This window comes from Sphingomonas sp. T1, assembly GCF_902506585.1.
In the GTDB taxonomy this organism is placed as follows: domain Bacteria; phylum Pseudomonadota; class Alphaproteobacteria; order Sphingomonadales; family Sphingomonadaceae; genus Sphingomonas; species Sphingomonas aerolata.
The window spans coordinates 1,612,040-1,630,943 of record NZ_LR733875.1 but is presented as its reverse complement, the minus strand read 5'-3'; the positions used below and the strand labels follow the sequence as shown (position 1 = coordinate 1,630,943).

General features: G+C 63.2%; 13 protein-coding genes. All 13 read right to left on the bottom strand.

Going from position 1 to position 18,904, the window contains the following annotated elements; all coding sequences use genetic code 11:
* Nucleotides 1-87 precede the first annotated feature (87 nt).
* The 13 genes from GV027_RS07360 to GV027_RS07300 all read right to left on the bottom strand — a co-directional run bounded on the left by GV027_RS07360 (nucleotide 88) and on the right by GV027_RS07300 (nucleotide 18,880).
* On the bottom strand, nucleotides 88-240 hold the full coding sequence (locus GV027_RS07360) for a hypothetical protein (RefSeq protein WP_159511463.1): 153 nt from the start codon (nucleotides 238-240) through the stop codon (nucleotides 88-90).
* On the bottom strand, nucleotides 233-562 hold the full coding sequence (locus GV027_RS07355; protein ID WP_159511462.1) for a hypothetical protein: 330 nt from the start codon (nucleotides 560-562) through the stop codon (nucleotides 233-235). The genes GV027_RS07360 and GV027_RS07355 overlap by 8 nt, the downstream gene beginning before the upstream one ends.
* A gap of 28 nt (nucleotides 563-590) precedes the next feature.
* Complete coding sequence (locus GV027_RS07350; protein ID WP_159511461.1) at nucleotides 591-1,790, bottom strand: cellulase family glycosylhydrolase; 1,200 nt, start codon at nucleotides 1,788-1,790, stop codon at nucleotides 591-593.
* 452 nt (nucleotides 1,791-2,242) lie between these two features.
* Complete coding sequence (locus tag GV027_RS07345; protein WP_159511460.1) at nucleotides 2,243-5,632, bottom strand: SGNH/GDSL hydrolase family protein; 3,390 nt, start codon at nucleotides 5,630-5,632, stop codon at nucleotides 2,243-2,245.
* A gap of 159 nt (nucleotides 5,633-5,791) precedes the next feature.
* Nucleotides 5,792-6,241: a hypothetical protein gene (locus GV027_RS07340; protein ID WP_159511459.1), complete on the bottom strand. Its 450-nt coding sequence runs from the start codon at nucleotides 6,239-6,241 to the stop codon at nucleotides 5,792-5,794.
* Nucleotides 6,238-6,750 carry a TIGR02594 family protein gene (locus GV027_RS07335; protein ID WP_159511458.1) on the bottom strand — a complete coding sequence of 171 codons (513 nt, stop codon included), beginning with the start codon at nucleotides 6,748-6,750 and terminating at the stop codon, nucleotides 6,238-6,240. The genes GV027_RS07340 and GV027_RS07335 overlap by 4 nt, the downstream gene beginning before the upstream one ends.
* A gap of 114 nt (nucleotides 6,751-6,864) precedes the next feature.
* Nucleotides 6,865-7,149 (bottom strand): hypothetical protein, encoded by a 285-nt coding sequence (locus tag GV027_RS07330; RefSeq protein WP_107933537.1) that lies wholly within the window; start codon nucleotides 7,147-7,149, stop codon nucleotides 6,865-6,867.
* Nucleotides 7,146-7,634 (bottom strand): hypothetical protein, encoded by a 489-nt coding sequence (locus tag GV027_RS07325; RefSeq protein ID WP_159511457.1) that lies wholly within the window; start codon nucleotides 7,632-7,634, stop codon nucleotides 7,146-7,148. The genes GV027_RS07330 and GV027_RS07325 overlap by 4 nt, the downstream gene beginning before the upstream one ends.
* The gene (locus GV027_RS07320; protein WP_159511456.1) at nucleotides 7,612-7,893 is read right to left on the bottom strand and encodes a hypothetical protein; all 282 of its coding nucleotides are present in this window, start codon (nucleotides 7,891-7,893) and stop codon (nucleotides 7,612-7,614) included. The genes GV027_RS07325 and GV027_RS07320 overlap by 23 nt, the downstream gene beginning before the upstream one ends.
* Before the next feature lie 217 nt (nucleotides 7,894-8,110).
* Nucleotides 8,111-8,395 (bottom strand): hypothetical protein, encoded by a 285-nt coding sequence (locus GV027_RS07315; RefSeq protein ID WP_159511455.1) that lies wholly within the window; start codon nucleotides 8,393-8,395, stop codon nucleotides 8,111-8,113.
* Nucleotides 8,388-8,900, bottom strand: a complete 513-nt coding sequence (locus GV027_RS07310; protein WP_159511454.1) for a hypothetical protein — start codon at nucleotides 8,898-8,900, stop codon at nucleotides 8,388-8,390. The genes GV027_RS07315 and GV027_RS07310 overlap by 8 nt, the downstream gene beginning before the upstream one ends.
* A gap of 15 nt (nucleotides 8,901-8,915) precedes the next feature.
* The gene (locus tag GV027_RS07305) at nucleotides 8,916-13,346 is read right to left on the bottom strand and encodes a hypothetical protein (RefSeq protein ID WP_236559095.1); all 4,431 of its coding nucleotides are present in this window, start codon (nucleotides 13,344-13,346) and stop codon (nucleotides 8,916-8,918) included.
* Nucleotides 13,343-18,880 carry a phage tail length tape measure family protein gene (locus tag GV027_RS07300; RefSeq protein ID WP_159511452.1) on the bottom strand — a complete coding sequence of 1,846 codons (5,538 nt, stop codon included), beginning with the start codon at nucleotides 18,878-18,880 and terminating at the stop codon, nucleotides 13,343-13,345. The genes GV027_RS07305 and GV027_RS07300 overlap by 4 nt, the downstream gene beginning before the upstream one ends.
* Between the last annotated feature and the right edge of the window lie 24 nt (nucleotides 18,881-18,904).

Genomic DNA, 18,904 nt, shown 5'->3' with positions numbered 1-18,904 from the left:
CTCGATGCTGGAGTTTTCCGGGTCAAAGCACGAAGTCGGTCAGACCAATAGCAAGAGCGCCCGGCTCTTTCGAACCGGGCGCTTAGGTCACATCGCGTTGTAATGACCCGCGTACAGCTTCGCCAGGGTGGCGTCGAACGTGCCGCCATTGGCATCAGCGTCCTTCGCCCGATCGCGGCCGTACGCGGTCTTACCCTTGGCCGAGAGCTTCTTGTATGCGCGGTTTTCCTTGTCACCCATGGTGATTTCCTTCGGTAGAGTGATCCAGGTCGACAATGGTATAGAGGCCCGCAGAGCACTCGGCTCCGAGGATCCCTATAAGCCTCCCGATGACCTGATTATCGGGGGATGCGTGAAACGAGAGGGTCGGCTTGCCGCTGCGGCGCCATAGCTTCCGGAATTTCGACAGAAGCGGCGCAAGCAGCTGGGGTTGCTCGACGGATAAGAAGTTGATGTACCAGCCGCTCTCAGCGGCATCCCACGCGATCTGTGCGACGGGCGTCGGCCCCTGCCATGCTATCAGGCAGGGGCCAGACTGGCGAAACTCGGTGTACCCGGTCATGGGCATCACCTCCTTTCATGTCGAACGATCAGCGGCCCGTCAGCCGCTCAACATAGCTTGAAGTCGACGCCGAGAAGCGAGCGGCCTTGGGCGGGTCGATCTTGAAGATGTAGCTTTCCGGCCAGACGCGGCCACCACCCCACCAGGTGATGCCGAGCAGGACGTCGCTGTTCGCGCGCAGGGCCGCGATCGCCTCGGCACCGACTGCCACGCACGAGGCCTTCATCCCGTAGTGCGAGGCGAACGCGCTTTCGGTGATGTAGCCCTTGAGGCCGCGCTGGCGCAGCTGTTGGGCAAACTCAGCAAAACCGCTCACCGATGTAGCGCATTCTTTGTTCGTGCCGCTTGATCCTTTGTCGAAATATCGGTGCCCGTTGATGAACGTGAGCCCGAGCGGGTCCTTCAGGCCGCCACCGCGGTCGATCGCGCAGCCAGCGCTCTCGCACGCCTTCTTCGGGCCTTCCTTCTTGTCGAAGCGGAACGTCGCCGACCAATGGGGATACTCGAGCAGGATCGGATGGCGGATCCCGTTCGCGCGCAGACCGGCGATGATCAGGTTGCTGTCACGCAGCCACTGATCCCAGTCGTTCGTCAGCACCGAGTCGTTAAAACCGCGCGGCTCGTTAACCGGGTCGATTATAACCGAGCCATCGTCGGGGAAATTGCGGGCGAACGCGGTCCAGAACTGGATGAACCTCTCGACCGAATCCCAGCGATAGGTGTGGTTGTCGAGGATCACCGGCACGCCCTTGCTGCGCGCATAGGCGACGCTGACCTTGAGCTCGGCGATGCGTGCCGGGGTCATCCGGTCATCCTTGAACGGGTAGCGGATCAGCTTGAAACCGTGCCGCTCGATATACCCCTTCCAGTCTTCGAGGGATGGCCGGATCGCATCGCCGCCGCTGGCCTCTGCACCCGACAGGTTCGCGCCGAACAGCGGGCCGGCGCGCGCGGTATGGTTTGCGGGCTGCGCCGGTGCCCCGGGGGCTGCCGGGGCTGCGGGGGCCACAACCGCCGCAGGCCCCGCCGGTGCGGCGCAAGGTCGTGCGTCGGCCGGGGCGTAGACCCAACCCTTGCCCTGGACGTTACCGACAAAGCGAAGTTTGGTCGCGCCGATCATCTCGAAGCCATTGCCGGCCGCGTTCGACCGGCTGCGATCGTTCCAGGCAGGCCACCCAGCGGCGCGCGTACCGTCAGCGAGCAACTCGCGGCCCATCTGCCGTTTCAAAATCAGAGTGTCCCCCGCGCAGACGGCGATCTGCGTGGAGGGACTGGCACCGGTGACGATGTGCTCAGTCTGCGCGGCGGCCGAAGGGGCAAAAAACGCGAGGCCAACCAAGATTAGACGGCCGATCATATTAGGCATGAGGTTCTTCTCCTGTCCTGTTGGGATGGGTCATGTCGGCGACTGGATCACAGAGAGGGTTGCGCGCTGCACTCGCCTAAGACACGATGTGCTATGAGCATCAGCACTGTACTTTCGGCCGTCTTCCTTGCACCTGGACGGGCGCATGAAGCCCGCCAAGCCGAAGAGGCGAGGTTAAAAGCTGAAGGTCTTTGCTGGCTTTGCAAAGAGTCGCCGCGCACTGAGCACTGCGGAAAGTGCTACGATTGCCATGTCGAGTGGGCGCGCTAACCCCATGCTATTCAGCTCACCTACGAGAGCTAGATACTTGGAGATCACGTAAAATTCCGCTGCTTCACGTTCGTGCTGACCCGATCAGCGCGGGTGTAGAAGCGCCCGTAGAAAGTGCCGGTTGCCTTTGTTGAGAAAGTATAGCGCTTAATCCACGTGAACCCGTCAGTAGACGTGTCCATCGAAACCGTGCCGTCCAATGCACAATAAAGACGGAATTTATCGCCTACAGTTACAATATAGCTCGCGGTAGTTGACGTTACACCATTATAGGCGCGAAAGGTATTTCCGCCGGGCTGGACGAACACGAGATACATATTCGTGTTCGTTGCCCCGGTTCCAGCATTCGGACCAATTGCGAAGTTCAACCCCGCCGTGGTGTCGTTGTCGTAGACACCCTCAATCCAGAACTCTCCAACGCCGACGGTAGCTGTGCCAACAAGCTGCCCGATACCGCTGAACGTGGTGCCAGTGGTGCTAGTCCAGTTGTTTGAACCATCAGGACCACTAAGCTCCGCTGTACGCGCGGCCAGCGTTACTGGGGTAGCGGACGCAGCAGCCGACACAGTCAGCGCACTGCTGGACGTGCGGGGTGAGAAGGTAGCGCCTGATAGTGTCTCTATGATGTTGACCGGCCCGGCCATCGTTGGAGTGCCGCTGACATTCAGGCCGTTGACCGTGAGCCCCGCCGCGCCGGTGCCAGACAGTACCAGGGCGCTTCCCGCCGCCTTTCCCGAGACGGTGCCCGTGTAGACAGTGCCAACCGTCGCGGTGGTCGACGACAGGGTAAGAGGATTGAGTACCACTGTAGCCTCGCCGACGAAGCTACGCTGCTTGACATTGGTGCTGATGCGATCCTCGCGGGTGTAGAAGCGTCCGTAAAGAGTACCCGTCGCCTTCGTCCCAAAAACGTATCGCTTGATCCACGTGACCCCATCAGTGGACGTGTCCATGGAAACAGTGCCGTCCAATGCACAGCGAAGACGGAACTTTTCACCTACAGTCACAATATAGTTTGCAGTAGTCGACGTTACGCCGTTGTAAGCCCTGAACGTGTTTCCTCCCGGCTGGACGAACGCAAGATACATATTCGTGTTCGTCGCCCCGGCTCCGGCATCCGGCCCAAACGCGAAGTTCAAACCTGCGGTGGTGTCGCTATCATAAACACCCTCAATCCAGAACTCCTCGACTCCAACCGTAGCCGTGCCGTTAAGTTGGCCGATGCCGTTGAACGAAGTCCCCCCGGTGTTGCTGGTCCATTTATTTGAACCATCAGGGCCGACAAGCTCTGCTGTACGCGCAGCTAGCGTGACAGGGGCGGCGGGCGTCAGCGCCGACGCAAATGGGATGGTTTTTAGGCAATCGAAGATCGCAAGATGGCCCGCTTCATTTGGGTGAATGTTATCCGGCCCAACCAGCGAGGCGCCCCCGTTATCTCGCATATAGGCGTACAAGTCGCGATACGTGGTACCGAACTCGGTTGCCAATGCCGCGCAAGCCGCGACATACTGCTCATGATAAGCGCGGCTACCGCCCGTAAAGCCCGTGCTACCCGTGGTATATCCGGCGTCCGGTATCCAGTAAGGCGATGCGATACAGATGTTAACTGGTTGAACACCGGCCGCGATCAAGTTGGTCAAGACCGTGCGGTAATCCGCAATGAAGTTCGCAAGGGTAAAGTCGGTAGTGCCCGTGTCATGCGTATAACGAAGATCGTTTAAGCCGTAAGCAATGACGTAGTTGCTGCTAAGGTTATATCCTGTCAGCAATGCCGCCACATGACGATCTACGCCGTTATCCGTACGAGGCACGCCGTTAAGGTCGTTGCTATTTTGAAGAACGGTTCCGCTGATCCCGTTGTTGATACGGGTTACGCCCATGAACACGCCCAACCTGTTGGCCCACGATAGACTCTCGTGAGACAGCCCGGGAGAGCCGACATTGTTGGTGATCGAGTCGCCAAACGTGTTGAGCCTATGCGGCAGCGTTACGTTCGGGTCCCTGACGGTTAGTACGCCGGCTGCGCTGGTCGCGCCGCTTGCGGCCACGGTGAAATTGACCTGCCCGGCTGACGGAGCCGACATGCCGACGACGACCTTCCAGCCTGCCGATGCGCTGCCTGCGATCACCAAACGCCCGTCGTTCGGTGTCACCGTAGGCGTCACACCGGTTGGGACGTTCGAGATGTTCGATACCAGCGTGCCAGCTACTGCGTTCGACGCAATCGAAGGAGAGGTCGGGGAAAGAGTGAGGGTAGATGCCGCGGATACCGTGACAGACACTACCGTTGACTGCGTGGTGCCATTCGAACCGGTCGCAGTTTCTCGGTAGGTCAGTGTGCCAGCAGAGGCGGGCGCCGCAGTAAGGGCGGTGCTGATGACGGTCCCATTGAGCGACCAGACACGCGAGGCGATCGTGCCATTCGCTACCGTGCCCGGCGTTGCCGTGAAAGTGGTGCCGGACGCGCCGCTGCTTGGGCTGACGGTCGGCTGAGTAGTAAACGAGGGGGCGGGCGTAACAGCAGCGGCTGCGACGGTAGCCTGCTGCACCGTAGATTGAGCGCCGCCTCCGTTCCCGGTTGCGAACTCCTGATACGTCAGCGTGCCAGCGGAAGCGGGGGCTGCGGTTAGCCCCGTGCTGATGGTCGAGCCGTTGAGCGCCCAGGCACGAGACGTGATCGAGCCATTGCTTACAGCGCCTGGCGTCGCGGTGTAGGTCGTCGTCCCCGCCGTGCCAGTCGAAGGACTGACCGTCGGCTGAGAGGTGAAGGCTGGCGCTGCCGCCGCTGCGGTCGCAACCGTCACCTGCTGCACCGTCGACTGCGTGGTGCCACCCGGTCCGGTTGCTGTCTCCTGATAGGTCAGGGTGCCAGACGATGCCGGGGCTGCCGTGATGCCGGTGCTGATTACCGTTCCATTGATGGTCCACGACCGCGCCGTGATCGACCCATTGCTGACGTTGCCCGCGGTCGCCGTGAAGGTCGTGGTGCCTGCGGTGCCGGTGTTCGGGCTGATGCTCGGCTGCGAAGTGAAGGACGGCGCCGGGGTCGGGGTGACGGTCGCCGCGGTTACTGCCGCCACCTGAACCGTAGACGTCGTCGTACCGCCCGGGCCTGACGCCGTCTCTTGATAGGCGAGCGTACCAGACGACGCCGGGAAGGCTGTCACGCCAGTGCTGATAGCGGTGCCATTCAGCAGCCATGCGCGGGACACGACAGAGCCGTTGCTAACGGTGCCGGGCGTCGCGGCGTACACGGTCGAGCCCGCAGTCCCGCTGGTCGGACTGATGCTGGGCTGCGTCGTGAACGCCGGTGCTGGAGTTTCCACCGGCACCCCGGCCGCCTCGAGCGCAGCGATACGCTTGATCAGTGCGTTCACCGTATCGCGCCAGTCACGCGCGGACGTGTTGTTTGGGATATTCGTCAGCACGGCCATGCGTGGACACTCCTATTCAGGAAAGCGGGTTGAGCACTCATCAGGGAAGCGGCGGGTCAGTGAGGCCAGGCGTCGACAGCGAGGCCGCGGCGCACGTCACAGAGCGCCAGGTCGGCACGCGCGTCGCGCAGCGAGCCCTCGGCGTCCGCGCTGTTGGCGCTACCGTCCGGCTGCCGGCGCATCGGCGTCGCCGTGCAGGGCTTCTTCGCCTCGGCCGGCACTGGGGGGATCGCCGGCGAATAGCTCAGCGTCGAGCGCGTCGATGCCGCGCACGCGGTCAGCAGGAAGGCAGGCAGCACGGCCAGCAGCAGTTTGCGCATAGGTCCTCACGGTGTCAGTGGATCGAAGGATGATGGGTTCGCGATTTGCGAGGCGGTCGGCGAAGGTCGTGAGCGCCGTGGTTTGCTGGATGGCGAACCGCGTTTCCGCCGCGGTGCGCAGCTGCTCAGCCTTCGCGATCTCCGCGCTCCACGCCGTTCGCTCGGCCTTCAGCGTTGCCTCAAGGTCATCGGCACGTGCTCGCGTCAGCAGCAGGCCGATGAGGAGGCCAGCCATCGGCACCGACCACCACAAGCGCCGCAGCAGGGCGAAGCCCGCCGCCCAGGTCATGCTTCGTTCGACGAAAAGGGCACGCCCGCGATCGTCTTCATTTTCACAGCGCCACCGATGACGGGCACGCCGGAGGGCCAGCGCGAGGCGGTCAGACGCGACTTTGCAATGCGCGTGACCGTGACAGCGTTGCCCTGGTTCCCGCCAAGCACATGATATGCGGTCTCGTTTTCACCGACATAGAAGCCGACGTGTCCACCGCCTGGGCGATCGAAGACGAGGACCGCGCCGGGGGCGAGCCGCTCGGGCCGCAGTCGGCTGCCCCAGGCCGCCCAGCTCTTCGCTCGCGCCGCGATCTTCACCGGCTCCACGCCAACGGCGACGAGGCACGCTGCGACAAAGCCGCCGCACCACGGCATCTCATCGTCTTTCCAAATCACGCCGTTCCATTTGCGCGCCGAATTAAGGAACGCGATCAGGGCGTTGTTATGCGTGCGACCGACTATTTCGCGGGTGCCAAGAAGCGACCGGGCATGGCGAAGCCACGCCGGCTCTGATGCCGTCGTCATGATTATTTCCTTCGATGTGAGGCGATCTGTCGGGGTGGCCGTTAGCGATGCGCTAGGGTCCACACCCACCGTGCCCTGGCCGGCTCGTCCTTGGCTGACCCTGGGGGCGGGCCGTTATTCTGCCGGCGTTGCCGGGCCGGTGCCGATGGTCTGTGGCGGCAGCTTGTCGAGCGCCGTCGCGAGGTTGGCGTCTTGTTGGGCACTCGCGCCTTTGCCAACGTTCAGCACCGCTGCGACCGCTGCGCCGACAATCGGGCCTAGGCCGGTGAAAAAGCCATCGACAAAGCGAGTGTTGTTCGCCGGGACCTGATGGAAGAACGATATCGTGGCGAGGCCGATGTATCCGACGATCAGGGTAAGGGCGATGACATAGCGCCAGTGGCGGTCAACGTCGCTCATTCGGGTGCTCCTGGCTTAGTGGCGGCGATCGCAGCAGCATGGATTGCTCCAGCCTCTTGTTTCTCACGGGCTATCTGCTGAGCTCGCATCTCTTCGATCATAGCTGCAGCCGTCGCTGCATCGTCCGGGTTCTTTTTTACCATCATCAGGAAAGCGGTCAGGCACTGATCGAGATTGTTGATGCGGTGCCGATCGACCGCGCGCTCTGCCTGATGCAGCGCCTCCTTAAACTCAGCCTTTTCTTCGAGCTTGGCGATCCGCTGGCGCATCGCTTCCATCTCTTCCGCGCGCTCGTTCAAAAGATTCGCCTCTCGCTCGTTCGCGATCTTCTTCAGAGCCGGGCGACTTTTGATAATTGCCACAAGGACGCCGCCGACGAGCAGGTTGAGCAAGCCGACCGCAGCGGTCGTCCAGGTGAAGCCAGTGCTGACTGGAACGGCCTTGGCCGCTGCCGCCGCGAGACTAAACCCGAGGACCACGGCCATACGCCCATGCTACGCGGATGATGTACATGCCCGTTGCGCCGCTCAGGACATACAATGCCTGCCAGAGCATCACGTTTTCAGGCGCCAGCAGCCAGCGGGCGCAGAACCCTATCATGACGAAGGCCGTCGCAACGCACGCCAGACGCATCGGGTCACCGCGGCGCGTCCCGTTGCCTGACACAGCGCCCCATGCACCGGGCACGGCATAGATAAGCAAAACGCCCCAGATGAGGATGTTGGCTACCCGTAGTCCGGTCATGCGTCTTTCCTTTCTGCGGCAGCTGGGGCCGTGTTGCCGTTGTCCTGCATGATCAAGCGGTTGGTGATTGAGGACGCGGCACGGCCGCGGAAAGGCATCTAACCTGCGCTTCCAGCACTGCAGACCGGTTCTCCAGATTGACTAACTGTGAAGCCAAGGCATTCACTTGGCTCTGTAAAACGGCAACTTCTGGGGACATTGTCATTCTCCTTTGGTGCTAGGGTTTCGGCGCGCAGCCGAGAAATGCGGTCTCGACATTGCGCCGGCAGTGTTCCGGCGCCGCGCCGATGAGGACGAAGAGGCGGTCGATGATCGCTTCGAGGATAAGCCCCCAGCGATGCCCCTTGATCGCAGCGCGGCCGACGCGGCTGGAAATCGTCTCGTCAGCCGACGGGGTTGGCCCACCCGCGACAACATAGATCGGCACGGCGATTAGGATGTAGGCAAGCTGGTCGACCGCAACGAGCAACTGGCGCAGCCCGAGCCAGAAGCGCTCAACCATTGAGGACTGACCAGTCGACCTTGCCGGCAGCGACGATCGCGCCGAGGTTCGCGGCGCGGCCCACCGCGGCCTTCGCGCCCATGCGCAGCCCCTCGATCGCGGCGCCGATGGCCACCCACGCATCGGCAAGCTCGATGATCTCGGCAGCAAGGTCGGCGATCGTCATTTCGCGCGCGCCAGCCTCTGCAGTGAGGAACGGCGTGGTGGTGTCGTTGTCCACGGACCATGCGCGCGCTTCCGCTTCCTTGCGCTGATACGTCATGGCCTGCCCGGCGCCGGGCGTCAGAATGCGCTGGCGGATGAGTTCGGCTTCGTCATCGATCTTCACCGCGCTTGCTGCACGCAGGGCGTCGAGATCAAGCGTGGGCGCGCGCACGACCTGCGCCGGCACCATGACCATGCCCATGCCTTCAGAGAACTGCTGCTGCGCGGCAGATCCGACTGACCCGCCGCCACGCCAGAGCTCCTCGCCGGACGCGAGGTCGTAGATGATCCAATGTTCCATGATGAAGCTCCGGGACTAGCGCTTGAACTCAGTCACCGCGATTGCGGCACTGGTATAGGTCCACGTCGTGTTTGTGGTGGTGACGAAGAAGCGGAGGAAAAACTGTACGGCTGTCCCCGCCGGAAATTGGATGATCTGGAAAAAGCCGACAGGAACCGCCGTATTTGATGGCGTGAAAGCCACCTCGCGCGAGAGGGCCAGCTCGGTTCCGTTGTATGCCGCAAATAGCTGCGCTCGCATGTTGCCGGAGCCACCGGTCCGAGTGCCGTCGGCCTGTACGTCGACCTTCATCGTGCCGCCGGTGCTGGTGATATAAACCCGCCCAGTTTCACCCGTGTCTTCCGGGCTTACGCCGCCGCTCATGCCGGCGATCGCGACCGTGTTGGTCACACCATTTACAGCGATGCGGTCGGTTATCACCGACCCGGTCACCAGCAGGCTTCCGCTGATAGACACGTCGCCGATGATGTCGACACCAGCCCCGGCGTTTGCGTCAGCGCTGATCGTGATCTGCGCCCGGTTGTTCCCGGCAACCGCCGTGGTGCGCCAGTAGGCGGCCGTCCGTCCCTTTACGTCCGCGAGGGTGCCGGCCTGCTGTGAAACTGTCGCTGCTGTACCGTTGTACGCGCTGCGCAGATCGCTGACGCTTTGAGCAACTGCCCCGATCTTCGGGTCGACGACAACCGTGAGCCGCTCGTCGATCTTTGCCGTCAGATCGCCGCCAGAACCGGACACCTGCGCCTCTAGGATGCTGACGCGCTGTGCTGTGGCATAGCGGTTTGGCAGGTCGGTAAGAGTGTTTTCGGTCGTTGAAATGCGGGCAGATAGAGCGGGAATGAGAGTGGCGGCGGCTTTCTGCGCCTTGATCTCGCCCTCACTCGCAGGGCGGAGTGAAGCATAATACCAGCGGATGACATGGAAGCCGATCTCGCCAAAACCGGTCCAGCCAGACATAACGTGAAAATTCACCAGCGGCCTGTCGCTGTAGAACAGCTTGCTCCACCGCCGCCGCGTCGAGCCGCCAGAACTGACCACTTCATTAAGATCAGGATCCGCAGCGAAATTGACGCTGTAGTAGCCGTCCACCGTAAGGCCGGCGCCTTGGTAAGTGCCGTCGACAAGCTCGGCATCCGCTTCCATGACGTACCATCCCGGCTGCACGCCAATCGGATTTTTCACCATTCCGCTTTGCTGACCCGCCTGTGTGGCCAGCCGAGCTGCATAGCCGGCCCCGGCATAGGTACTGGTTATTCGCTGGATATCTACCTGCTGAAACCATGAGGCCCATCCGAACGGCAACGGCGACCCGTCGGGCCATGAGGCAAAATTTGCGTTACCGATCAGACTTGAAGCCAGGCCAGCATGAGCGGCGGACTCAAGCGACGTCTGCCGGTTCGTCAGTGCGAGATCCGCGTTCGTGAACGCTGTCGTCAATTCTTGCGCCTTGGCATTAACTGCCGGCCCGATGGACGCTGTAACGGTATCGATCCGAGACCCGAGAGCGTTGTCGCGCGTGACGCCAGCTGTCTCAACTCGTGAGATTTCGGCGCGCGCTACGGTGTCGACGCCCTCGCTTCCACCTCCGCCTTGAGCGATTAGTGAGTCGATTCGCTGACCGATAGACGTATCAGCGTCGCTAAGTGCGGCGACCTCCGTAGAGATGCGCGTATTTGTAGAGGTGTTGAGCCCTTTATAATCCGTGGTGACGGTGTCGATCCGCCGCCCGATTGCGGCATCGGCGTTTGATAGTGCCGTAGCTGTCTGCGTGATCCGGGTGTTCGTCGCGCTGTCGAGATATTGATAGTCCGTCGCGATCGTATCGATACGACTGCCAAGCGCGCTGTCCCTGCTCGCTGATGCCGTTTCGACGCGCGTGATCTCAGAGCGGACGGCAGTGTCATCGAACCCGCCCTCAGCAACGATGCTGTCAATTCGGCGACCAAGGGCTGCGTCAGCATCGCTAAGAGAGGTGATCGAGTCCGTGATCCTGGCGCTGGTCGCCGCGTCCGCCGCCTTGAACTCTGTGGTGACGGTGTCGATGCGCTCGCCGAGCGCCTTGTCCGCGGCCGATAGCGCGGTGACTTGGGTCGTGATGCGCGTGTTGGTTGCGCTGTCGCGGCCCGTATAGTCCGTCACGACGGTATCGATGCGCTGCCCAAGCGCAGTGTCGCGGGTCGACGAGGCGAGCTCAACCCGGCTGATCTCGGCGCGGGTGGCAGTATCTTTGGTCGTGACGTCGGTTACGATGGAGTCGACACGCTTGCCGATCGCCTCGTCAGCAGCGGAGAGAGCTGCAACCGAGTCCGTGATCCGCGTGCTGGTCGCCGAGTCCGCCGCCTTGAACTCAGTGGTGACGGTGTCAATCCGCTCGCCCAACGCCCCGTCGGCAGCGGACAAGGCGGTGATCGTGGTCGTGATCCGCGTGTTGGTGACGCTGTCCCGGCTCGTATAATCGGTGACGACAGTGTCGATCCGCTGCGCGATCGCGCGGACGTCATCGGTGCGGACCAGCCGCTCCGTCTCGATCAGCGCGCGGACCTCACCGTCGTTTTTGTTGGTGACGACGGTCAGGCTGTCGATGCGACGATCGAGCAGCTCGTCCTTGCCCTGCGCCCGGTTCGCCTCGGCGTTCAGGTCGGTCATCGCCGCATCGATGCGGGTATTTGCCCGACTGACGGCCAGATCGGCCGTTACGCGCGCCGCTGCCAGTTTGCTATCGGCATTGGCGAGTGCCGCGTCGAGGACGATACCGGACGCGAGGAGCTTGGCATTGAGGTCGGCCAGCGCTGCATCTGCCTTCGCCCCGGCCGTCTTGATCAGGGCATTGGCCGCCGCGACCGCGCTGTTGATCGCGGGGATCGTGATGTTCTCGAGGATGTCCGAGCGCTGCTTTACCGATGCTGCGTCAGCAATGACCTGTGTCGCTGGCACCCCAGCAACCGCGCCAGTGTCCTTCGACGTGTTGTCACCAGTCTTGTCGGCGCCATCGGTGGGCTTCGTTCCGTCCGGATCCGAGACATGCTCCCACGGGATAGTCAGCGGCGCAGGAGTCGCCGCTTCGCTGAACCCTTCAATCGACAGCGACAGCGTGCTGACCGACTGCCCGACCTCAACGCTGACCTCCTTGAAGAACCCGTAGACGGTGAGGCTTTCGGTAGCGCGATCGGCCACCCAAAGCGACGGCACCGCCCGCACCGCAGCGACCCGGCCGATGACCTGATTGACAGCGTCGGTGCGGATCAGCGCCTTCGCCGCCATCCGCTTTGCCCAGGCCCGCGGCACGATCGCTATTTCGCCGAAGTCGTCCGTCTCGCGTTTGCTGTAGTCGGTGATGCTTGAGGTGGGTGACGAACCCGTGCGGCCAAGTGGCCACAGAATGCCGACCATGAGCGTTCCGACCGAAACTGCGCCATCGCCAGCGCGCGTGTCGTGCCATGCCGTCGTATCGCGCACTGTCCCGGAATCATCCCAAGCGGGCGGTTCGGCCGAAGCGGTTCCGGCAACGGTGTCGCGGAACGTGCCAGCATCGTCGAAGGGGGCGGCATCGTCCAATAAGACGCGCTGCGCGGTGTTGCCGACAGCCGTCAACGTGACGGTCAGGCTCGCGCCGGCAGTCGTCGCTAGATCCAGGAACAGGGCGGAGGTTGCGCCTCCCGTCACCGCGACGGTGCGGTCATAACCCGGCGCCTGGACGCGCACCCTGGCGGCGTTGGTGTCGAGTATCGCCAGGCCGGACACCGCCGGCCCCGGCCGCAGCGCGACGGTGATGACGTTGTCGTCAGTGGTGGTCGACCCGATCGCCTGGTCGAACATCGCCCAGCGGTTGGTCGGACCGACGTCGAGCCACGCACCAACGGTCAGGGCGGGATCGTTGCCGATGTTGCTGGCAATGATGCTTTCGTAGACACGGTGCGTCCCGCGACGGACGACGCGCGTGCCGGCAGGGTAGCCGCCGGCCGGCGACCATTCGATCGCGTCATCCTCGGCGACGGTGCTCGAAATCAGAACGGCGTCGGTGATCGCGATCGGCTGCAACACCTGCAGCGTTGATGGTTTGCCGCCCGGCGCCGGATCAGTACCGCCGTCGGTGAACTCGGCTTCGCCCGTCAGACCCTCGATCGTCAGCGTGCAATAGCTGATCAGTGACGTCGGATGGTCGACCTCGAAGTTCTTGTAGAACCCGCGGACCGTAAGGTTGCCATAGGGGTCATCGCCGATCCACGTAGCCGATGTAGCGCGGAGATCGGCAAGCTGCCGCTGTAGCGCGTCTACGCCGGCAGACGGCACCGCCAGCCGAACCGACATCTGCCGGGCGAAGCTCCGCTTGACGACGGTGGTCACGCCGAACTCGTCGGTGGTCCGGCGACTATAGTCGGTGATGCCGATCATCGGAGACGATTCAATCGTCCCCAATTCGATCGATCCGGTATCGGTGACGACCCTCACGCCGCGTTGCCGATGCTGATTGCTTGCCCACTATGGTCGGCAGTGACGGCATCGAGGATGCGGGCGGTTGCCTTTGCGCTGCTTGCGATCGCGGCCTGCCCGGAATTGTTATCCTCCCGGAGCTTCACCACCTCGTCCCGCAGTGAGCGGAGCTCGTTGGCCATGTCGTTCTCCGGCGAGACGGGAATGACTGTGGGCTGCACTGCCGCGACGAGGGTCAAGGTTGCTGCGTCGTTCGCCGCCTTGGTGGTCGGCGTCGATCCGGAACCCTGCGCCGTAGTGGTGGACAGCGGATTGCCACTCGCGATGGCGGCAATCGCAGCGTTGGTCCCGGCGAGGCTGGCGGCGGTCTGGGCCTGCACCCGATCCAGTTCCTGCCGACTGCTGGCGTTGTCGCCAGCGATCTTCAACAGCGCCTGGCTGAGGGCGGGCAGCGACTTGGCGGCATCCATATCGCCGCCGCGCGCCGCGTTCGTCGCCGCATTGAACTGCCCCATGGCTGCCGCAAAGCCCGTCTCACCCGCGGCGTTCGACAGACCGCGGATGCGCTTGATCTCCTCCTCGATGCTGTTGCCGACGCTCGACCATGCATCGCTCAGCTGCTTCGCCGCAGCTGCCGCCGTCTGCGCATCCTGGATCGCCCAGACCTGCTGTTGCAGAGCGCGATTGCTGACATCGACCTTGGCGAGATCCAGCGCCCGGATCGCAGCCGTATCGCCGTTGAGCTCCAGTATCTTGCGTTCCAGATCCTGCCGCTCGGCAAGGATGTCCGCCGAGCTCTTGGCGCCGTCCATTGCCGTCTTCAGATCCGCGAACGCCGGTGCCAGCTGCAGCAGCGTGGCATAGGTCGACTGGCCGGCCGCCGTGGTCAGATCCTGTGCGTCGACCAGCTGGCGGAACCCTGCCAGTGTCTCGGGCATGGCCGCGCCGAGGCTTCCGAACACCTTAGCGAACTGGGCAGTCTTGGTAGCAGCCTGCTCTTCCTTGGTGTAGAAGGCTTGGAAATAGGCATCGGCCGCAGTGTTGAAGTCACCAACGCTGTCGAACTGGTCAGCCAGACCGAGCTTCGCATCGAGACCAAGTCCGCGCGCGGCGCCGCCCAGCATGTCGAGGGAGGCGCTCACCGACTCGACGGTCGACGCGACGCGGACCAACGTCTCGAACGCACCTTCGCCGACCTTCTGGAACCGCTCGAAGCCGGGGAATGCAGCAATAGCCATCTTGTCCGCCGCCGCGCCGAACACGGCCGACAGCTTCTCCTGGATCTGCTCGCCCGTCAGGCCCTGCAGGTCGATCTTGCCGATGTCGACGATGAAGCCGCCCAGTCGGCGCTGGATTTCGGTCGTGGACTCACCAAGCGGCCCGGCCGCCGCCGCGATCGCGCTATTGAAGTTACGCAAGATCAGCGTGAACTGTTTTTCGAGACCGGCATCGGCACCCGTGTACTGGGTCGAGTATTTGGTGCTGGTCGTGATGCCGAACAGCTTCTTCTTCTTCTGAACGTCCGAGTAATAGGACGCGTCGAAGCCGCCGTTGAGGATCGAGTCGAGGGTCTGCGGCCCGCCGGACAGGCCACTGCCGACGACAGTCGTCTTCGTCCCGAACAAGGATGCCAACGCACCGCCGAACACGGGAACGATCGCCTTCAGTACGGAGCCGACGGCATTCGTCTTGAAGCCGGCATCGACACCGCCTGATGCGTTTACGTCGCCTGCCCGAACGACCAGCGCAGCAACTCCACCGATCTGGTTGTCGATCGACCGGAGCAGGCCTGCCATTTCGCGCGATGACGACAGCATGAGCGTGTCGACTTCCTTCAGGCCGTCGATAGCGCGCCGGATGCTCTCGGACTTGGCCTCGCTGTCGCCTAGCACGGTTCCCGTGCCCTCGTTTGCCTTCGGCAGCGTATTCTTGCCACCGCCGAAGCCGCCCGCGACCATAACGCCTGCCCCGATCAGGGCCGCAGCCGTGGCCGCCATCGCCGCGATGTTGGCCGGGAAGGGAAGCTTTGACTGGTTGGCGACGCCCTCGGCGCCAGCCGCCGCCGCGCGCGCGCCGCTGTTCGTGATCGACGTAATCGTCTCGATGGCATCCTGGGCGATCGACCGGAGCGACATGGCGAACTCGACCGCGCGGAACACCTTCTCAGCGGCCGCCATAGCTTTGTAACCATCCGAGCCCTCTTTGAAAAAGCCCTTCGCCGCATGGGTCATGTCGCCATAGAGTCCGACCTGTGCCGTCGCGTTCTTCTGGGCGTAGAGGCCATTCTCACGCTTGATCGCGGCATCGCGCTGCTCGACGTTCGTCATCTGCTTCAGCTTGCCCAGCTGCTGCTCGTGGGCCGTCCCGAGCCGCTCCTGCTGCGCCGCGAACGATGCGTAGATCGAAACGGTATCGCCGAGCGCGCGGCCGACCTCGCCGAACGCATCGGCCATCCCGCGCGCAGCGTTCGAAACGTTGGTCGCGATTTCGTCGAGCAATTCACCCTGATAGGTCAGGCTGCCGTTCAGCGCGTCGGTTGAGAGCTTCACCTGGTACTGACCCGAGGCAATGTCTGCCTGCTGGTCGATCCATTGCTTTGCTTTCGCCCCGCTCCATCCCTTCGCTTCCGCGTCCTGCGTCGCTTTCAGGACTGCGAAAGCCTGGACACGCGCAGCTTCATTCGCGCCGATCAGACGGGTTTCTTCCGCCAGCATCGTCAACTGCCGCTCGCCGTCGACCAGCGCGACTCCCATCGCGCCAGCGCGCTGCTTATCAGTGAGGGCCTGCCGGGCAGCCGTCTGCTTGTCGATCGCAGCCGACGCCTTGTTCGCTGCATCGGTGAACATTTCCTGTCCCGCAACATCACCCTTGGCACCGGCTTCCGACGCCTTTCGCAAGGCCGCCTCTCTCGCTTCCGCGAGCGGCAGCTGAGCCATTCGGTCCCGTAGCAACTCACCAGCAAGCGCCGCGGGAACGTTGCCGGCTGCGACCGCGGCGTTAACCTCGTCCTGGAGACGAGCCTCATCTTCCATGGTCTTTGCGCTCTGCGCACCGGCTTTGATCCGCTCCGCGATAGCCAGGCGGATCTGCCGACTCACAGCCGCCTCGATATCACCGCGCTTCTTAATTGCGTCGCTCTCCGCCTTGACGCGAGCCTCGGCGATCAGCGCAGCGCCGCCGGCCTCGCCGTAGGCGTCCACCAGCTTGTAGACGTTGGTGATCTGCGCTTCGATCGCCTTCGCCTGGTTAGCTAGCTGCTCAGCGTGGTGATCAGTCTTTGGCTTGGTGTAGCGATTAGCGACCTTGTTGTAGGTGTCCTGCGCCTGCGTCTGCCGTTCCTGCTGCGTCAGCACCTGGGTGCCGAGCCGCAAATTGGTGATCTGCTGCTGCGCCGCCGCCTTCTCTTGCTTCGTGCGAGCTGCAGACAGACGAGTTTGTGCCTGGGCGACGAGATGCGACCGCTCCTGCGTGGTAATCCAGTCTCCCGACGCGGTACGGTTGGCCTTGATCGTGTCCGTCACCGCCGAATAATCATGACGAAGCGCGCGCACCTGCGTCGCTGTCAGACCGGTCGTATCGGCCAAACCCTTCTGCAACACGCGCTGCTGTGCCAGCAGCTCGTTGTACTGCTTCATGCCGGTCGTGTTCAGCGACTGCGAAGCGTTCAGCGCTGCAACCTGATCCTGGTTGCGGCCGGCGTTGGCGTTCGGCCCCAAGGGGGTCTTGTTGCCTGTGCCAAACAGGTCGACGGCCCAGCCGCCGACCTGCTGCTTGAGCCAGGCATCGTAGGACGCACCGGCCGAACGGATCTTCTGATCGAGCCGCCCGAACATCGTCGACACGCTAGCAACAACGTTCCCTAGCATGTCCATGACATGAGCAAGGCCGGTGACCTGGTGCGCGTTGGCCGCGATGTCGCTGCTCAAGATGCGGGTCAGCTCGGCGGTCGCCTGCTCTTGATCACCCTGCGCCGCCAGTTGCCGGATGTGCTCGTATTGCGCGCCCGTGAGCAAGCCGAGCGACTGCGTGAACGTATCGGCAGCCTTCGCCGGGTCGCTCATTGCCGCTGCAAGTGCTGCCTGCGCAGCCGGGGCATCTTGCCCGGTCAGCTTCGCATATTTGTCCACCATACCCGCAAGGGAGGTCAGGGTCTGCTCGCCCTGAATGCCGGCCGCGGCGAACGCAGCGACGCTATCGCGCGTCGCGCCGATCGACCGCTCGCCGGCGGAGGAGGCGGCTTCTGCGATCGCCTCGAGCTGCTCCGCGGTTTGACCCGAGGTTCGCCCGAGGCCGGAAGCCGTCGTTTCGAACCGCTCGATCGCGCTGCCATAGCTACCGAGCGCCCGCACCGTCGCGACGACTGCAACGGCAGTAGCAGCAAGCAAAAGATTGACCGGATTGATGAGAGGCGCGAGCCGCGCAAACCCGGTGACCGCGTAGGTACTGACGTCTTTGCCCATCTGAGCCAAGGCGGCGCCGGCGCCAACGCCGCGCGCCTTTGCCTGCTCAAGCACGTCGTAGATTTGCGGGCCCTGCTGGACGAGGATCATCAGCGGGTTCATGCCCATAGCCGCGGTGACGCCGATGTCCTGAAACTGCCGGGAAAGGTTGAGCGTCTCGGCCGCGGTGAACCGCTGAACCTCGCCCAATTCGCGCGTGACACCTGTCAGTTGGCGTTGCGGTCCGTAGACCTTACCCGCCGCCGCAGCGACGCGCGCTTGCTCCTGCTCGAATGCCTCGGCGCCTATGCGGCCACGGTCAAATGCCAGCCGGGCTTCGTCGAGCTCAGTCTTGAGCCTGCCAATTGCTACCGCGGCAGGATCGACGCGGGCTTGAACACGCATCACAGCTGCTTCGAAGGTCGCCGCCTCACGGTCAGCAACGGCCATCGCCGTAGCGCCCTCGCGGACCTTCGCCTCAAACATCTCATGCGCATGCGAGGCCGACCGCAATGCCTGCGCCTGGCGCTCCGCGGCCGCGGCCACCCGCGTAGCCGCGGCGTCCTCCGCTTCGGCAACCGCGGTCGCCGCAAACTCGCGCTGTCGTGCCGCCGTCAGAAGGCGGTCGGCGAGATCTGTATTGCCTTGGTTCGATGCGGCCAGCCCGATAGCCTCGACTTTCGCGGCTCGCATCTGATCCTTGGTCTGACCAAGCGCCATCGCCTCACGCTCGAGCGTGCGGATCAGCGCCTCACCGGCGGTGGCGGTCTTCCTTTTCTCGTTGGCCAAGGCCCGTGCCTCGCGCGTCGCGGCCGAACCGGTCGTGCTGAACGATGCCGCCAGACCACTAACATCAGATGCTACTGACTTGGCCGTCTGTCCGACCGACGTCAGCTGATCCTTGGCGACGGCGCCGAATGCAGCGACCTCCCGTGTCGGACCGCTGAGGTTCATCATGCCGCCAGTGGCGACCTCGACCTTTCGCATTCCCTCGAGCACCTTCACGGTGCGGTCGTCGAAGAACTGATAGAACCGCTGCAGCTCGCTGAACGCACCTTGTGTGTCGATCGCAAAGCCGGCGGAGAGCATGGTATCGTCGTCGTCGTCTATCATACCAAGCCCTCCCCCTTGAAAACG

What these genes read in the sequence shown, in the direction of transcription:
- GV027_RS07360 (WP_159511463.1), bottom strand. Translation starts at nt 240, where the DNA reads ATGGGTGACAAGGAAAACCGCGCATACAAGAAGCTCTCGGCCAAGGGT.
- GV027_RS07355 (WP_159511462.1), bottom strand. Translation starts at nt 562, where the DNA reads ATGACCGGGTACACCGAGTTTCGCCAGTCTGGCCCCTGCCTGATAGCA.
- GV027_RS07345 (WP_159511460.1), bottom strand. Translation starts at nt 5,632, where the DNA reads ATGGCCGTGCTGACGAATATCCCAAACAACACGTCCGCGCGTGACTGG.
- GV027_RS07340 (WP_159511459.1), bottom strand. Translation starts at nt 6,241, where the DNA reads ATGACCTGGGCGGCGGGCTTCGCCCTGCTGCGGCGCTTGTGGTGGTCG.
- GV027_RS07335 (WP_159511458.1), bottom strand. Translation starts at nt 6,750, where the DNA reads ATGACGACGGCATCAGAGCCGGCGTGGCTTCGCCATGCCCGGTCGCTT.
- GV027_RS07330 (WP_107933537.1), bottom strand. Translation starts at nt 7,149, where the DNA reads ATGAGCGACGTTGACCGCCACTGGCGCTATGTCATCGCCCTTACCCTG.
- GV027_RS07325 (WP_159511457.1), bottom strand. Translation starts at nt 7,634, where the DNA reads ATGGCCGTGGTCCTCGGGTTTAGTCTCGCGGCGGCAGCGGCCAAGGCC.
- GV027_RS07320 (WP_159511456.1), bottom strand. Translation starts at nt 7,893, where the DNA reads ATGACCGGACTACGGGTAGCCAACATCCTCATCTGGGGCGTTTTGCTT.
- GV027_RS07315 (WP_159511455.1), bottom strand. Translation starts at nt 8,395, where the DNA reads ATGGTTGAGCGCTTCTGGCTCGGGCTGCGCCAGTTGCTCGTTGCGGTC.
- GV027_RS07310 (WP_159511454.1), bottom strand. Translation starts at nt 8,900, where the DNA reads ATGGAACATTGGATCATCTACGACCTCGCGTCCGGCGAGGAGCTCTGG.
- GV027_RS07300 (WP_159511452.1), bottom strand. Translation starts at nt 18,880, where the DNA reads ATGATAGACGACGACGACGATACCATGCTCTCCGCCGGCTTTGCGATC.